Genomic DNA, 16,742 nt, shown 5'->3' on the forward strand with positions numbered 1-16,742 from the left:
TAATGCTGTATCATTTTTTCAATTATTAATATGCTTGAGCAAACCAAACTGTATGTTTTGCTTCATTTCCACAGCAAATACATGTAGTTTTCGTAGTTGGTGGGTTAAATGGAATGTTACGAGAAGTATATTTTGTCTCTTCTTTCACTTTTTCCTCGCAGGCATCAGCTCCACACCATCCAGCAAGAACCCAACCAGGAATAGATCCATTTTCCTTGGAAATGTTAATATGCTGCTGTAAATCTTTAAGTGTATCGATCGTTGTATGTGCGTTTTCATCACGGAATTTGCGTGCTTTTTCAAATAAACGACTTTGCATTGTTGTCAGTTCTTCTTCAATTGCTGAAACAAGGTCATTCAGGTCAATGGATTGCTTGTCATCTTCATCTCGTGCTTTTAACAATGCCTGGTTTTTCTCTAAGTCACGAGGTCCTAATTCAATTCGAACTGGTACGCCTTTTAATTCCCATTCATTAAATTTGAAGCCTGGTGATTGGTCGGAGTCATCAAGACGTACTCGAATTCCCTTGTTCTTAAGGGCCGCATAAATATCATCTAGCTTCTCCATCACTTCAGGGGTCTTTTTCCATGGACCTACAGGTATTAAGACAACTTGAGTTGGTGCAATTCGTGGCGGTAAAATAAGCCCCTGTTCATCACCATGAACCATAATCACTGAACCAATTAAACGTGTGGAAGTTCCCCAAGACGTAGTGTGTACATAGTCATGCTGATTGGCTTTATTTAAATATTTAATATCAAAGGCTTCAGCGAACTTTGTCCCTAAATAGTGAGAGGTACCAGCTTGTACGGCCTTTCCATTTTTCATCATTGCTTCGATAGAAAATGTATCAACTGCGCCTGCAAAACGTTCAGAAGGTGTTTTTTGTCCATCATAGACAGGAATTGCAAGTAAACCTTCTACTACCTCCTTATAGATAGCTAACATTTGCATTGTTTCTTTTCGTGCATCGTCTTCATCGATATGTGCTGTATGGCGCTCCTGCCACAAAAATTCAGATGTTCGAATGAACGGAAGTGTTTTCTTTTCCCAACGAAAAACATTTGCCCATTGATTAATCAAGACCGGCAAATCACGGTAGCTTTTAATCCAATTCGAATAGAGATGGCCAATCAGCGTTTCAGAAGTTGGACGAAGCGCTAGACGTTCTTCTAATTTCTCACCTGCAGCCTCTGTCACCCAAGGAAGCTCAGGTGAGAAACCTTCGATATGATCTTTTTCTTTTTGAAAGAAGGATTCAGGGATTAGCATAGGGAAATAAGCGTTGCGATGGCCACTTTCTTTAAAACGACGGTCCATTTCTGCCTGAATATGTTCCCAAATTTCATAGCCGTCTGGTTTAAATGCGATACAGCCACGCACTGGTGTATAATCCATTAAATCTGCCTTTTGGATTGTCTCAATGTACCATTTTGAAAAATCGCTTTGTTGTGTTGTCATATTCTCTCCTCCATTTCTGCAACTTTACCCACTGAAAAAATAAAAAGCACAAAGCGTCCTTCAAATAAGGACGTCTTTGTGCCGACTAAACGTGGTACCACCTTGAATTTAGTTTTAAGAAATCTTAAAACCCTCAAACGTTTTGTAACGAAAACGACTCGGTTATGTTTGCATAACATCTCCGTGGTAGGTTTCAGATAAGAAGCGGTGATATAGCTCTCAGCAATTGCTATATTCTCTGTTTCACGATTCTACCTTACTTGGCCACATCATCAATTCATATTTTATATAACTTTAGCAAAACAGTTAAATAATTTCAAATATTTAATTAAAAACGATTATTTTTCGGGAAATATCAGAAAATTGACTTTACTTACCGGTGACCAAATTGCTTCTAACTAGCCAAAATTCATAAATATTTCTGAGCAAGTGAAACATCCCACGCCCCTGTACGTTCTACCCTGGCTACTGATAGATTAAATTAAAATAAAAAAAGTTATTGATCTACATATTTCTCATCTCATGGATTTTTTGCAAGGTATCAAGGTGATTTGATTTATCTTCGGGCGACTTAGCGAATTTATACCACTCCACAAGCCTGTATCCGAACATAGCAAGAATTAGTTCATAGATACAATGTTCGGATACATGGGACACATCCGCATTTTCCGAAAAACCCCTGTAATATGCCGGAATGCATTTTTGGTAGTATTCCATCATATGACAGACGTCCGCTTCATCAGTTATTAAACTCGCGATATCCTCGCCCATGTACCCCCATCCTGCGGTATCCCAATCGATAAGTACGATTTTACTGTCCGAATAGAATATATTTGCCACCCAAAAATCTCTGTGGCAAAGCACTATTGGTAGCTTTTCAATTCGACTGAATATTTCGTCCGCATTGTTATCTAAGTCTATGAGCATTTTACACAGGTGCTTCGGGATTTCACAGTCATCGGAGCGTATATAATCATACAAAACATTCCATGACTGATAACGCAGATAGTGGTTTTTCATAAACTCAACCTTGCTTAAATTGGACAAATTCTGCAATGCTTTTGGTCGCTCAGTGTACAACTTACCTTGAAATTGCCCCAATTCCTCGGCTATACGTTCATACATTTCCGAGGTTAGATTCAAGCCTGACACACCATCAATATATTCCATCCACAGTTGAATCTCATCGCCATTTATTTCGACGTGATAACACTCCGGCCACCTGAACGAGTCGGAGAAAACCTTTTTGAAATCCGATACATAGAGGTCGTATTCCCTACGCCATGAATCCGGATCACCATAACGCTCAAATTTTTTCTGTGTTTTCCAAACTATCTTATACGGCAGATTTTCGCCATCAGAAGTTTCAACCATGCCTGTTACAAGCCGAACAACTCCTATTGTCCCGCCTTGCAACTCTTTAAGTTGATAATCTGCGCGAATTATCGTCTTGTCGAGCATTTTACTTAAAACAAGCGCCAGTATTTCGGGCTTTATAAACTTTTCATCATGGTTGTTCATTTCTTGTATCCTCCCTTTTTACCCTTATGACGCAAGACAATCGACTTTTGCCACGCCTGTTTATCCACGCGATCCCCCCGATTTATCATCCACAAACTTGTTTTCCCGCTTCTGTACAAGGTAACGCTCCCAATGCTCTGGTGCCAATGATCCATCGGCAAGGGCGGCAAGAACTGCACAGCCCGGCTCCGTCTGATGGCGGCAGTCATTGAAGCGACACTGTGTGAATAATTCCTCCACATCGTTAAATCCCGCGCTGATCCCGTCGTTCGCACCGAACAGCCCAAGTTCACGCATACCAGGCGTATCAATAACCATAGCACCGGAAGGGAGCATGAAAAGCTGGCGATGCGTTGTTGTGTGCCGTCCCCGGCTGTCGGCCTCGCGGATAGCCTTGACAGTCATCACTTCCTGATTCATCAAGACGTTTAGCAATGAGGATTTTCCCACACCGGACATGCCGAGTAATACCACGGTTTTTCCTGGTTGCAGATATTCGCTCAACCCATCTAAACCACTCCCGGTGTGGCTGGAAACTGCGTGTACTGGCACATCAGGAGCGGCTTTCTGAACTTCAACTAACGGTGCGCTGAAATCCGGGGCCAAGTCAGCTTTTGTTAAGATTACGACAGGCTGGCTGCTGCTCTGCCGTGCCTGTGTCAGGTAGCGCATGATGCGGCTGACCTTGAAATCCCAGTTTAGGGACGACACGATAAATACGTAATCAAAATTCGTTGCAACGACTTGCTCCAGTATGGATTTGACATACCCTACCGCGTGTCCCGAATAGTCAGCGCGGGAAAATTTCGAGCGTCGAGGTAGCAATTTGGTAATGCGCGAAGCACCGTTTTCGTTGTATTGCAGAAATACAAAATCGCCAACGCACGGAAAATCTTCCCGAGTCACCGCAGTGTGGTAGAAAGCGCCCTTCAATACAGCCGTCACTTCTCCTTGTTCGGTGATGACGGTATATTGCTCTCGCTGTAGTTCAGTAACCCTTCCAGGTATTAAACCTATCGGCGGCGTTTCGGCTTCGATATAGCCATATTGTTTCAAATCAATCATTGAACTTATCCTCTCCTAAAAGTTGTTTTTGGGCATAAAAATACCGCGAACAAGCAGCCTCCTAAGAAGCTGCTGTTTCGCGGAGAAAAGTCAAAAGTCGACTATAATCAAAAAGGAATACGACATTCATCGTATCCCGCTAACAGCAGTATTCACGAAAGGTTACTGTTTACGGCATAGCAAAAAACACGGGTGATATTCCCGCTTGCTCTCATTCCAAGTTATAATCAAAAATTGGAATTTACTATACCCGATATTCGGTTAAGTTAAAACCACCAATACCATATAAGTTGTCATTAAAAACATCTCCTTTCGCAGAAAAAAGTTGGAATATAATTCCACTCCTATAGTGTGCCATAACCCGTTGTGAGAAATCAACAGAATATTTGGTTATTAGCAAATTTTAACGGTCAGCTACCTCTACAACTCAATCCCCCAACCATCGCATATAACATGATAAAAGCCACCTTCGTTCTCGATTTGAAGGTGGCTTCCTGCGTTTAGTTTTTTGTGTAAAAGTAAACGACAATGCAATTACAGTAACTATAAGCGATACGAGTTCTAAGTCCCAACCAGCCTCAAACATAATTCTACAAGTAGGGGGTGAGCAGTTTAGTCGACGGGATCAATGTCCCACGCCCCCGTACGTTCTACCCTGGCTACAGATAGATTTAATCTAAAAAAAGTTCAACCAGAAAGTTCTGGCTGAACTATATATAATACGAAGCCTCCGTTTGACTGACGAAGGTTATTAAGTATCACCTAAGTATTCTGCAAAATGTAAAAATCCAAATTTCCTCACCAAAAAGTTTCTTAATTCGCCCTGAGTAGCTTTTTCTATTGGAGGATTTGTTAGGGTGTAAGCTTTGGCATTTAATTCAGCAAATTTATCTTTATCTACTTCATTATGATCTTTATCTTCAATAATTCCTGAAGAAATTGCGGCTTTTGGATAACCCATAAAAAATATATGTGTTCTTAATGCCATAATTGGTGTTGAATGCAACAGTATAATTACAACCAACAAAGAAACAATACTTATTACTTTTTTCTTCAAGTCACCGCTCCCCCCAATTGACGTTAATAATCTATAAAACATTTTAGCGTAAATTTTCCATCCATCTTCAAAAATTAGTTCGCGTAAAAAACTACTTAGGCGGGTGTTTCCATTGTTCTGTTAGATTTATAGGCGAAACAAAAATTGTAATAGGTTCGAAGGATTGAGCACCTAATGGAGATTGGACTGGCTATGTGTACTGGGTTTGTAATAAAGTAACCGTAAATACTTAGAGGATCTCGTCCTAAACTAAAGACAAGATCCTCCATTATTAACTACATGTTACTATCAACTATTAGTCTCGTAAAGTCCTCTACCGATAACGGCTTACTGAAATAATAGCCCTGTACGTACTCGCAGCCATGTTCACGCAGCACATTTAATTCGGCTTCTTCCTCTACACCTTCAGCTACTACTTGCAGATTTAAGGCATGTGCTAAAGAGATCATAGCTGAAATCATGGCAATGCCTGATTTTTCAGGCACGATATCACGAACGAATGCACGATCGATTTTTAAAACATCTACTGGGAATTTTTTTAAGTAATTTAGCGACGAATAACCAGTTCCGAAATCATCTAATGAAATTGTAATACCAAGTGCTCTTAATTGCTTGATTGTATTTATTAAGTCTTCCGTATAATCTAGCATACTCATTTCTGTAATTTCAATTTCTAAGAAGTGTGGATCTATTTTTGTTTCTGCAATAACTTCATGTACCATTTCAACAAAGCCTGTCGTACTAATATGAATCGGAGAAATGTTCACGGCCACACGTAAGTTTAAATTATGTACTTCATTCCAAGTGCGTGCCTGGGAAGATGCTTTTCTTAACACCCATACCCCAATATCATTAATGAGCCCACATTCCTCAGCAAATGGAATAAAGCGATCCGGTGGCATATGACCTAGTCCAGGATCATGCCAGCGAAGTAATGCCTCCATGCCAATCACTTTATTCGTTTTTAAATTAATTTTTGGTTGATAATGTAATTCCAAAATATCTTTTTTTAACGCTTGATGTAATTTTGTTTCAAGTAGTAGCCACTTATCATTGATTTCCTCCATATTTGGACGATACAAGCGATATTGATTACCGCGTTTCGATTTCGCAGCATACATAGCAATATCTGCATTTTTCAATAATTCCTCGACAGAGTTTGCATGATCTGGGAAAATACTAATTCCAATACTAATACTGGAGTAAAATTCAAACGTATCAACAATAAAACTCTCATTAAAGACGCTGATTATTTCCTCGGCTTTTTCCTCAATTCTGTCAACATCGTTTAGTATAATAACAAATTCATCACTGTTGTGACGGTAGATAGAATTGGATGTATAATCAACGTTGCGTAGACGATTCGCCATTTCCACTAAGAACATATCCCCGATGATATGACCAAGTCCATCGTTAATGTTTTTAAAACGATTTACATCAATGAATAATAACGCAAACTTTTCTCCTGTACGTCGAGATTGATGGAATTCATTTTCTAAACGTTGTTCTAACTTACGACGATTTGGTAGCCCCGTTAATTCATCGTGATAAGCAATATGGGTTATCTTTTTTATATCCTTTTGGGCAGTAATATCAACTCGTATAGCAATATATTGATACGGTTTGCCATTGTCATCAAGAAAAGGAATAATCGTTGTCTTCACCCAGTAAAGACTACCATCCTTCGCACGATTACAGACCTCGCCATTCCACATATCAGCCTTTCCTATAGTTTTCCACATCTCTCTAAAGAAAGATTTTGGATGGAATCCTGAATTGAGTAGACGGTGATCTTGCCCTAATAATTCTTCACGAGTATATTTAGAAATTTTGCAAAAATGATCATTAACAAACGTAATTTTCCCAGTTCGGTCTGTAATTGCTACAATGATTGAACTATTCATTGCTGAAAAAATATCTTGTAATTCTTTCAGACTGTAGTTAATTTGATTGATACTACTAGGCATGATATTCGTCATTTTCATTCTCCGTTCATTAGAAGGGTTTGGTACTTTTGCTTTATATTTAAGTGAGGTATAAAGTTATGGGATATCGCCCTTTATTATGTAATTATATTATAGTCTTAGAAAAGCAGTTAATTCAACCCAAATATCAAAACCATCAAATCTATATTTGATGGTTTTCAATATAATATACCCCGAAAACAAGGTCTTTTAACTTACTAATAACGCTTGTTTTTGAATACTTTAATTACTTTAGTGCTATTTATATGTTATGTTTAGTCTATTTTCCTTTAGAATATATGAACTTTCTGTAATTTTACGATACTTGAATATTTTCTTCATTTATGTTATATTCAAAAAATGCCTTACTGTCACATATAGGCAGCAAGGCATTTTATAAGCTAAGAGACCTCATATTCTATTTGTCCTCCCGATGTTTTGGCGCGTTCATTGTAGGCATCTAGTTGCTCCTGAGATAAGTTTAAAATATAATAGTGAAAATTTATTGGCTCTAAACCGTGTTTCTCACACACTTGGCGATAAAAATCATAGCCTTCACGATAATCTGACATCCTAATAACTTCCTTTCATTTGTGCAACTTCGTTATAATATTCTCATTGCTCTTGCGATAATTGATTGATATATCTTGTTATATAACAGAATTATATTTTTGTTAATAATATATAACAGCTGTTTGCTATGTCAATAAATTTTCTGATATTTCTTTCAAATATACGAAAGCCCAGTCCATGTAACTTAGTATGGCTGGGCTTTTCATAAAATATTCACGTCGGCTTCCGTCATAACCACATCCTTTAATTATAAAGCCTTTAAATTCCCAATTGTTTTGCTTGCATGTTATAAGCTGAAAGTTGTTGCTGTGATAACTGTAGCAAATAATAGCGGAATGAAATTGGCTCTAACCCATAACGCTCACACATTTCACAATAAAATTCATAACCATCACGATACTTTGACATTAGAATTCCTCCTTAAATCAAACTGTTTTATAACAGTTGTTTTTATTGTTATTTAATATATAACAGATACTTTGTTTCGTCAAGCATTACAATTTAAAAATATCCTTGAAGCCTTAATTTGACGACATAACAAAAGCCATTGTTTTGAAAAAAAGATTGATCAAAACAATGGCTCTCGTTATTTTCGAATATTAAGGGGTAGCGTCAGGAAAATGCGGATTTACAACGATATGGAAATTCTAAATTAAAAAGCCCAACTTCTCTGCAAAACAAAATAGAGAAAGTGAGCTTTTGAGTTACTTCATTATTTTTATTTGAACTAATATAAAACTGCTATGTTGATTTTTTAGCTCAGCTATTTATTGAATTCATTAACTGGAAGAAGTATTCAGGTTTATGAGTCTTATTTAGGTTATACCATGAATGTAATGTGTCGGGTGCAAATACATCTAATTTTTTCAGTACTTCCGTCGTAAATTCTAGAGGTGCTACTCCTGATGCAGTAATCAAATTCTCACCAGATACCGCAGGTCTCATCTCATAAAATTTTTCTCCTTTATAATTAGGACAGACCATTTTAATATACTCTAAGTCATTGCATGTGTGTTTTCTAGAATCTAAGTATCCCATATTCGCAAGGGCCTCAGTTGCACCACAAATTGCAGCAACAATAGTGCCAATCTTTAAAGCTTGGCCAATTCTTTCCAAGATAGGTTGATGAATATCTTCTCTCCAAGTAGTCCCTCCTGGTAAAATTAAAAGATCTTTACTCTCAAGAGTACATTCACCAAGGGAAATATCTGGTTTTATGCTCAGTCCTCCCATGGTAGTAATCATTCCTTTATTAGCTCCCACTGTAATTACTTTTAAACGTGCTAAATCCTTTTTGAAATATCTTCCTGAGTTTAGTTCAGCAATTAAATATCCATATTCCCAGTCTGACATTGTATTAAATACATAAAGATAAACTTTTTTTGTTTGCATACAATAACACTCCAATCACAATTGATATAGCCTATTATAATATAACTTCCCTGACAGTTAACGTCAGGGAAGTTATCATACTTGATGATATTTTATTAATTCCGACAGAACTTCAATAAGTCTTTTCTTAAGACTTATTGGCTCAATAACTTTAATAGATTTATTGTACGGTAAAAGTAAATAAGGTACATATGTATGTATCATATCTTTTTCAAGAAGAAAAACTGCTTGATTTGAAGTCCGTTCTTGTAAATAATGTCCTAAAAACCAATGTTGGCAAATATCAGCCAATACACTTTTATCCCCATTAATAACCAAAGAAATAATCCCTTCCTTATCTTCTATAGTTGGAAGAAGATTTTTAATAAAAAAGTCACGTGCTGAAAAATTTTCTGGCCGGTTAAACTTATTTTCGGTTAGCATTAGACTTTCAATTCGATCTACTCTAAAACTACGGATATCATTCCTAAGATGACAAAATCCAATCACATACCACTTATTATTCCAATAAATAATTCTGTACGGATCAACCAATCTATACTTTGATTGATCTTCGCCACTTTTATGGTAAAGAATTTTTAAAGAGTATCCGTCAGCTACGGCCTGCTCCAACTCCTTCAAGAAAGGTTCCATAGAGAGGGAACTTAATCGACTTATTACTTCAAGACTGCTCAAATGTTGGTTTATCTTTGTTTCCTGCTCTTGATTTGAATATTTGCTTAACTTTGAAATAGCCCTATTTAGTGCTTCACCACCATAATATCCAGCTTCTTCTGCAAAAACAGCAGCATGATAAAGTGAAGTTTGCTCCTCAAAATCAAAAAATAGAGGAGCCTCAATAAAATTGTTCAATAAAGTGTATCCACCGTTATGTCCTGGTTCTGAAATTATAGGTACGCCACTTGTTGAAATTGTATCAATATAACGATACACAGTCCTTATATTCATCTCTAACTTTTCTGAAATTTGTTTTGCAGTAATTTTTTCACCTGAACGAAGCATCCATAGAATTGCTAACATATTGTCAATTTTAGGCATATAATTCCACCTCTATATGAAATTTATTTTCTATTATATATTTCCAATTTTCAGTATAACTCATTAACTGTTCCTTTCCGATAGCTTTCTATATAATGAGGCCCTAGACACATTTGTAATTTCACAAATTTGATTTATAGTCATATCTCCCTCTTTATAAAGCTTTACTGCTTAATTCATTCCTACATGATTTTTATGGTACTTCTTTAACCGACCTTTAAACTTTCCTTCTTTCTTAGCCAGTTCAATCCCTTCACGCTGCCGCATACAGATAAGATCACGTTCTAATTGGTTTACACCCGCCATAACCGTAATTAAGAATTGGCTGTAGGGATTATCGCTGCTCTTTTAGGAATGGGACTAAATATTGGATTGAGTAAGATGGCAGAAGCAACACCCCGACTTACATATAAGCAATTAGCCAATGTATCTCAATGGTGCATGTATGAAGACGCAATGAATAAAGCCAAAGCCGTATTAGTAAATTTTCATCACAAATTACAATTGTCTTCCTATTGGGGAGACGGTACAACTTCTTCATCAGACGGAATGAGAATGCAGCTAGGTGTTTCATCACTACATGCAGATGCAAACCCACATTACGGAACTGGAAAAGGAGCCCGAGTGATCAATTCTCTTCTTACTACACAAAAATTATTCATACTAATTCAAGGGATGCAATTCATGTTTTGGATGGTTTATTACACCATGAGACAGATCTAAACATTGAGGAACATTATACAGACACAGCTGGTTACACAGACCAAATTTTCGGATTAACTCATTTATTAGGATTTAAATTTACTCCAAGGATAAGAGATCTATCGGACTCAAAATTATTTACAATAAATAAAGCTAGTAAGTATCCAAAACTAGAAGCTATTTTACGTGGACAAATAAATACAAAGGTCATTGAAGAAAATTATGAAGATGTTTTGCGGTTAGCCCATTCAATAAGAGAAGGAACAGTCTCAGCATCCCTTATTATGGGGAAATTAGGTTCTTATTCAAGACAAAATAGCTTAGCTACAGCCTTACGTGAAATGGGGCGAATAGAAAAAACGATCTTTATTCTTAATTACATTTCGGATGAATCTCTAAGAAGAAAATACAAAGAGGATTGAATAAAGGAGAAGCCATGAATGGACTGGCAAGAGCTATTTTCTTTGGAAAACAAGGAGAGCTTAGGGAACGAACCATACAGCATCAATTGCAAAGAGCCAGTGCTTTAAACATAATTATCAATGCCATCAGTATTTGGAATACCTTACATCTAACAAAAGCAGTTGAATATCAAAAACGGTCAGATAGTTTTAATGAAGAATTATTGCACCATATGTCACCTCTAGGTTGGGAACATATTAATTTACTTGGAGAATACCATTTTAATTCAGAAAAAATGGTCTCGTTAGATTCTTTAGGACCATTGAAACTTTCTTAACGTTGTTAAAAATGGGGGAATCGGCTTGAAAATGGGCTTAGCGTTGTAAATCCGCATTTTCCTGACGGTACCCCATTAAAGACTTTATGGAAGTAACTCTACCTTTACCTTTAGTTTTATATCTGCAGGGGGCTCTTCCTCTTCTACAACGTAAGATATAACATAAGCTCCTTTGGGAAATCCTTCAAAAGCCTTTTCAAAACTTTCGTTACTTTTTAAAACACCATTTACAACTTTTGTTTCTTTATCTACATTTCGAATTTTGTATATAAAGCTCTCAGTACCAGTATTTGAAACGGATATCTTAAATGGTGCATCTCCATCATAAGTAAAATATGATTTACTTTCACCTATAGGAGACGTTACCTCTTCATTTATCTCAATAGCAATAGGGTGAGAACTTCCTATTGCTTCACCGTCTTTCTCATTATGAGTGATATCTACAACAACAGGTTCATTGTGTTTCTCTTGATGAGTGCTATCCGAAACAACAGGTTCATTTTTTACATCTTCTGACGTTAATTTAGTAGATGGTACTTCAATTTTAGTCGAAAATGCATTGCACCCTGATAAGAGGATAATAAAAGTACATATACAAGCAAATTTATAAAACTTCATAACTTCTCCCATCTTAAAATAAATAGTTAATAATGATAATTTTAACATAAAAGACAAAAAAGGAAAGGCGCTTTGTCCTTTCCTTCTTTTCTATATGACTATATGTTGATTTATTTAGATAACAGATCTAATAACAATTTTCTTGTTTGTTCAAAGGTTTTATATTCCTGAAAGAAATCGTTATAATCTTCAACTTTGCTTTCGAAAAACCTATATTGTTTATAGAAATTAAAGAAAGACTTATGTAATACCTCAATTTGATTTTGTGGGATGCTATTTATCTTGTCTGCTAATACATAACTTAAAGTTCCAGCTATATTCATACAGTAAGTATTAAAATCGCCAGGTAGACAATTTTTTTCATCTCGTAATTTTAAAAATTCTGTTCGAAAATCATTTTGTATTTTATCCGTATCTCTATATGGAAACGGATTTTCTAACTCGCTTTTAATTTCAGTGAGTTGTTTTAAAATAGGTATATAAATTCCTCCCCTTTTTAAGTAGGTCATTTATTAATTTATCATGTTTTTTCCTTTTCTTTTAATATATTGTCTATTCTATAAAATCTTAATGATTCTTCATTATTAATCTACACAATAAAAAGCCCAATTTCTCAATATACATATCAAGAAATTGGGCTATTTCACCATATATTTTTCAATAAACGGAATATCATTCTTGGGATAAAAATTAAAATGTTCCAGATGATTTCTATTATTATTGAATTTTTAATTTCGATTATTATGTCTTTAACATACTGTCTGTCATTTCTGTGTCTGTCACTTCTGTGTCTGTCATTTCCTTTTTCCAATTTTCACATTCCATTTCATTAGTTCTCAACTTTGATTAATGCTTTGATTTCTTTTATTTGTTCAATGTGTCTTTGTTCATGAAAATATATTTGTTCTACCCATTGATCAAGGGGTAATTCACCAATGGCAGGATGCTTAAAGGATTTTTTTGCTAATATGGATGGATCTTCAATTGTATCAAGGAAAGCTGTTAATTTTTCTCTCGAATTGTCAAGCAAGTCAATAATTCGCTGAACTGTAAAAACGTCTTCTGCTGGTTCAACAATTTTTGGTGCTGGAATTTTCTGTGTTCTATCAACGATAAGTTGAACATTTTTACGTTCTGTTTGCTTATTATCTTCTTGTTTTAAACCCCATACAATCGCTTTTACTGAAGACTCCTCCACTAAAACTAAGTGATGGCAAACTTGGGCAATACTCCAACTGTTTGCATCAGGTTTAGCATTCAATTGAGTATCGCTTAATAATTTAATTTCTTCTATTAAGTTATTTCTTGTTTCATATAAATGATCGTTTATTAACTGATTCATGTGATATCTCCTCCACCAATGTTTTTTTATTTCCTTTTCTGTATATGTTTTATACGATGTGAAGTATTCTTTAGAATTTGTTTATATCAGTATTCGTTTACCCGTCTTTACAGATTTTTGAACTGTATCTAACAACCGATGCAGTTTGACAGCATCATTAAAATCCGGAATTTGCTTTGTGCACTTAAATATATCTTTTGCCAGCATCGTATAAGCTTGATTCACATAGCCTTTAGCGTCATTATTTATTTCTGATGGAATGTTTACTTCTTCATATAAAACATCTTTAAAGTTATGCAAATTATTAGGATGTATCATTTTTTCAATGATAAGGTTACCAAATTGGACATGACCATAGGAATTTTTCTGTGTTAAGCGAAATGCTCCCTTTTCTCCCCTAATTTCTAATTGAAAAGCAGGATAAACTCCACCTTGTATGTGTACAGATGCTGAAGTGCCATCAAATAGCGTTCCTTGTATTAATATTTGATCAGCTGTGTTTTTTTCTGTTGTCTTGCCTGTTTCTTGTACGAGAGCTTCAGTAAAATGGACATTCATTGTAGCTGATAATTCTTTGAAATCACCTAAAATATAACAGAGTACATCTAAAGAGTGCCCACCGTTAATGGCAAGAAGGGTTGCACCATTATTTTCGTGTAAAAGATAACGGCTTTTTTCATCTGTTATTCCCCCTTTTCCTTGTGTAGCAACCTGCATAGTACAGGAAATGACCTTACCGATATCCCCTTGTTTAATTGCTTGTTTTAAATAATTAACCTCTGGAGATTGCCTTCCCTGTAGTCCAATTGCGTGATGAATATTTCGTTCGTCTGCCAATTTAGCCATTTTTTCAGCTTGCTCCGTATTGATAGCTAGTGGCCATTCACAATAAATATGTTTATTTTCATCTAGTACTGCCATCACAGCATCATAATGATGAGGGACCTTGATACTTACAACTACTAAGTCGACATCTTTCGATTGAGCCAATTCCTTATAATTTGTGAAAGCATGAGAAGCATTTAGGATTTTGGCACTTTCTCTAGCAGTAACCATGTTCGAAGTTCCGATTGCTGTTATTTTGTAAAAGGGATTGTTCTTCAAAGCTGGAATATGTGTTTGACTTGCCCATTGGTTATTCATGGATCCACCTATTATCCCTACTTTTATTATTCTATTTTCCATTAACGATTCCTCCAAAACTTTTAAAATACTATTAACTTTATACAGTATAATGAAAACGAGACATCATATTAAATGTTAATTTTTGATGGTGCTATCACTTTTTTTGATGGATGTGAATGGAAATGGATATTGAAAACATGAAAGCTTTTGTATCAGTTGCAGAACTAAAAAGTATATCTGCTGCTGCCACTAAATTGAATCACTTGCAATCGAACATGACAGCAAAAATTAAAAAAATTGAAAACCATTATAACCAAGAATTATTTATTAGAAATTCTAAAGGTGTAACACTAACGAAAGAGGGAGAAAAATTATATCATCAATTTAAGAAAATATTGTTTGTTTGGGAAGAAACAGAAAATATGATGATAAAACATGAGGAAAAACTCCGAGTTGGTACGATGATTTCAATGGGAGGAACTCAAATAACACAAGCTTTAAATAAGCTTTATCAAACACACCCTGATGTATCGGTAACATTAAAAACAGGTTCAACAGAGTATATAGAAAATCAAATTCTCCTAGGAAAAATTGATGTAGCATATACGATTGGATCATTAAAAAATAATAATATAAAGTATAAAAAAGTAGCTTTTGAAGAAATGGTTGTCATAGGTTCAGGTATTGATCGGAGTACAGTATTCGAGGACTTTACTAATGAACAAAACTTACTTGTGCTTTCTGATAACTGTTTGTATCTTTCAATATTACAAAATATGTATAGGCGTTTAAATATTACGCATGGAGAAATTATTGAAGTAGGAGATTCAGAAACTTTAATCCAATTTGCCATGATGGGCATGGGAATTACTTTAGTTTCTAAACGTATAGTAAATCGATATAACATTCAACAATACTTAGATATACCATCATCTTTTAGATTCGTTGATTTATATTTAATTACTCGTTTAAACCACGATTTTACACCCATTGAAAGACAGTTTATTGAGCTAACAAACTCTATCGATGAAATAAAAGCTAACAACTGATAATAGTGCGAATAAAGCCGATTCCTTGATATAAGGATAATCGGCTTTTTTGTTGCACTGTGTTATTCAATGAACTGCTCTCTAGTACGAACAATATTAAACGGATTATTTTCGAGTACATGTTGTAGCTCTTCATCTTCTATATGAGTATAGATTTGTGTCGTTGCAACACTTGAATGGCCTAGTATATGCTGAAGACTTCTAATATCTGCCCCTGATTTATACATCATTGTAGCGGAAGTATGACGTAACTTATGTGGCGTCAGTCGCTCTTTTTGAAGTCCGGATTGCTGATTAATTTGTTTAACAATTTTAGCAACAGTTTGACGGGTAAAGCGTGTTCCCTTTTGTGAGACGAAAAGAGGTTCTTCCTCCTCGCCTTTATATGTTGTCTTTCCGCTATTTTCATAGTCTGTAAGTGCCTGGATGCAGCTATCATTCAAATAAACTGTCCGCTCTTTATTCCCTTTACCAACAACCGTTAAGTAGCGACCTTGTATAGATGATTTATTTAGCTGACAAAGCTCAGTAACACGAATCCCTAAATTCAAGAAAAACATCATCATACAATAATTCCTTGGTGAAGCACGATTTGGCTGGATGCCATCGATAAATTGCGTCGCTTCCTCGATGTTCATATAGATAGGTTTTTTCCGTCCTATTTTTGGTGTTTCTAATTCATCTGCCGGATTCTCCTCTAGTAGACGTCGTTTCCCTTTTAGGTATTTAAAAAATGATTTCAACGTTGCTACTTTACGAGCTCTCGCTGATGCAGAATTCCCACGCTGTACCTCGCAATATTCCATAAATAAATAAAGATCCTCTAGTGTCATTTCGCGAATTTCTTCTATTGAAATAGTAGAAATATCTATTTTCGTTAAATCTGATAGATCATGATCATTCTGAATTGCTATGTAGAAACGGAAGAATAATGTCAAATCATATTCATATTCTTTTCTTGTGCGATGAGACTTCCCTTTAATCGTCGTTAGATAGACAAGGAAATCCCTCATTATTTTAGGAAACTTCGTCTTTTCCATAAAATCACCTCTATATTCTCTATTTTACCACGAAAAAACGTTCCCAAATATAAAT

The 16,742-nt window shown here is 35.6% G+C and carries 15 protein-coding genes, 2 pseudogenes and 1 other annotated feature; of the genes and pseudogenes, 2 read left to right on the top strand and 15 right to left on the bottom strand.

All coding sequences use genetic code 11. From position 1 onward, the window contains the following. Window positions 1-25: 25 nt before the first annotated feature. The 10 genes and pseudogenes from proS to ACIQLB_RS10020 all read right to left on the bottom strand — a co-directional run. Window positions 26-1,462 (bottom strand): proline--tRNA ligase, encoded by a 1,437-nt coding sequence (gene proS / locus ACIQLB_RS09975; RefSeq protein WP_400724544.1) that lies wholly within the window; start codon window positions 1,460-1,462, stop codon window positions 26-28. A gap of 63 nt (window positions 1,463-1,525) precedes the next feature. Beyond that, window positions 1,526-1,744 (bottom strand) — a binding site (T-box leader). Between the two features lie 222 nt (window positions 1,745-1,966). Further along, window positions 1,967-2,983: an aminoglycoside phosphotransferase family protein gene (locus ACIQLB_RS09980; protein ID WP_400724547.1), complete on the bottom strand. Its 1,017-nt coding sequence runs from the start codon at window positions 2,981-2,983 to the stop codon at window positions 1,967-1,969. A 60-nt stretch (window positions 2,984-3,043) separates the two neighbouring features. Continuing rightward, on the bottom strand, window positions 3,044-4,048 hold the full coding sequence (rsgA, locus tag ACIQLB_RS09985) for a ribosome small subunit-dependent GTPase A (protein ID WP_400724550.1): 1,005 nt from the start codon (window positions 4,046-4,048) through the stop codon (window positions 3,044-3,046). Between the two features lie 751 nt (window positions 4,049-4,799). Next, window positions 4,800-5,105 (bottom strand): hypothetical protein, encoded by a 306-nt coding sequence (locus ACIQLB_RS09990; RefSeq protein WP_400724553.1) that lies wholly within the window; start codon window positions 5,103-5,105, stop codon window positions 4,800-4,802. Between the two features lie 275 nt (window positions 5,106-5,380). Continuing rightward, window positions 5,381-7,084 (bottom strand): putative bifunctional diguanylate cyclase/phosphodiesterase, encoded by a 1,704-nt coding sequence (locus tag ACIQLB_RS09995; protein WP_400724555.1) that lies wholly within the window; start codon window positions 7,082-7,084, stop codon window positions 5,381-5,383. A 386-nt stretch (window positions 7,085-7,470) separates the two neighbouring features. Further along, window positions 7,471-7,641, bottom strand: coding sequence for a transcriptional regulator (locus ACIQLB_RS10000; protein WP_400724558.1), 171 nt, complete (start codon window positions 7,639-7,641; stop codon window positions 7,471-7,473). Window positions 7,642-7,900: 259 nt separating this feature from the next. Next, the gene (locus ACIQLB_RS10005) at window positions 7,901-8,050 is read right to left on the bottom strand and encodes a hypothetical protein (protein WP_049665318.1); all 150 of its coding nucleotides are present in this window, start codon (window positions 8,048-8,050) and stop codon (window positions 7,901-7,903) included. Window positions 8,051-8,401: 351 nt separating this feature from the next. Beyond that, a complete protein-coding gene (locus ACIQLB_RS10010) occupies window positions 8,402-9,034 on the bottom strand; it encodes a type 1 glutamine amidotransferase family protein (RefSeq protein WP_400724563.1) in 633 nt (210 codons plus the stop codon). A 75-nt stretch (window positions 9,035-9,109) separates the two neighbouring features. Further along, complete coding sequence (locus tag ACIQLB_RS10015; RefSeq protein WP_400724566.1) at window positions 9,110-10,072, bottom strand: helix-turn-helix transcriptional regulator; 963 nt, start codon at window positions 10,070-10,072, stop codon at window positions 9,110-9,112. Window positions 10,073-10,135: 63 nt separating this feature from the next. Next, a pseudogene (locus tag ACIQLB_RS10020) lies at window positions 10,136-10,417 on the bottom strand (helix-turn-helix domain-containing protein); the annotation flags it as partial. On the opposite strand from ACIQLB_RS10020, the pseudogene ACIQLB_RS10025 reads away from it, so the two are divergent. Continuing rightward, window positions 10,406-11,513, top strand: a pseudogene (locus tag ACIQLB_RS10025) (transposase); the annotation flags it as partial. The pseudogenes ACIQLB_RS10020 and ACIQLB_RS10025 overlap by 12 nt on opposite strands. 84 nt (window positions 11,514-11,597) lie before the next feature. On the opposite strand, the gene ACIQLB_RS10030 reads toward ACIQLB_RS10025, so the two are convergent. The 4 genes from ACIQLB_RS10030 to ACIQLB_RS10045 all read right to left on the bottom strand — a co-directional run bounded on the left by ACIQLB_RS10030 (window position 11,598) and on the right by ACIQLB_RS10045 (window position 14,658). Beyond that, complete coding sequence (locus ACIQLB_RS10030; RefSeq protein WP_400724569.1) at window positions 11,598-12,131, bottom strand: hypothetical protein; 534 nt, start codon at window positions 12,129-12,131, stop codon at window positions 11,598-11,600. A 110-nt stretch (window positions 12,132-12,241) separates the two neighbouring features. Further along, window positions 12,242-12,640 (bottom strand): YxiJ family protein, encoded by a 399-nt coding sequence (locus tag ACIQLB_RS10035; RefSeq protein WP_400724571.1) that lies wholly within the window; start codon window positions 12,638-12,640, stop codon window positions 12,242-12,244. Window positions 12,641-12,960: 320 nt separating this feature from the next. Continuing rightward, a complete protein-coding gene (locus ACIQLB_RS10040; RefSeq protein ID WP_400724574.1) occupies window positions 12,961-13,473 on the bottom strand; it encodes a DinB family protein in 513 nt (170 codons plus the stop codon). Window positions 13,474-13,554: 81 nt separating this feature from the next. Next, a complete protein-coding gene (locus ACIQLB_RS10045; RefSeq protein WP_400724577.1) occupies window positions 13,555-14,658 on the bottom strand; it encodes a Gfo/Idh/MocA family protein in 1,104 nt (367 codons plus the stop codon). Window positions 14,659-14,780: 122 nt separating this feature from the next. Between ACIQLB_RS10045 and ACIQLB_RS10050 the strand changes: the two genes are divergently transcribed. After that, window positions 14,781-15,647 (top strand): LysR family transcriptional regulator, encoded by an 867-nt coding sequence (locus ACIQLB_RS10050; protein ID WP_400724579.1) that lies wholly within the window; start codon window positions 14,781-14,783, stop codon window positions 15,645-15,647. 62 nt (window positions 15,648-15,709) lie between these two features. Here ACIQLB_RS10050 and ACIQLB_RS10055 read toward each other — a convergent pair whose 3' ends face one another. Then, window positions 15,710-16,687: a tyrosine recombinase XerC gene (locus ACIQLB_RS10055; RefSeq protein ID WP_400724582.1), complete on the bottom strand. Its 978-nt coding sequence runs from the start codon at window positions 16,685-16,687 to the stop codon at window positions 15,710-15,712. Window positions 16,688-16,742 lie beyond the last annotated feature (55 nt).

This window comes from Lysinibacillus sp. NPDC092081 (genome assembly GCF_044755845.1).
Taxonomy (GTDB): Bacteria; Bacillota; Bacilli; order Bacillales_A; family Planococcaceae; genus Lysinibacillus.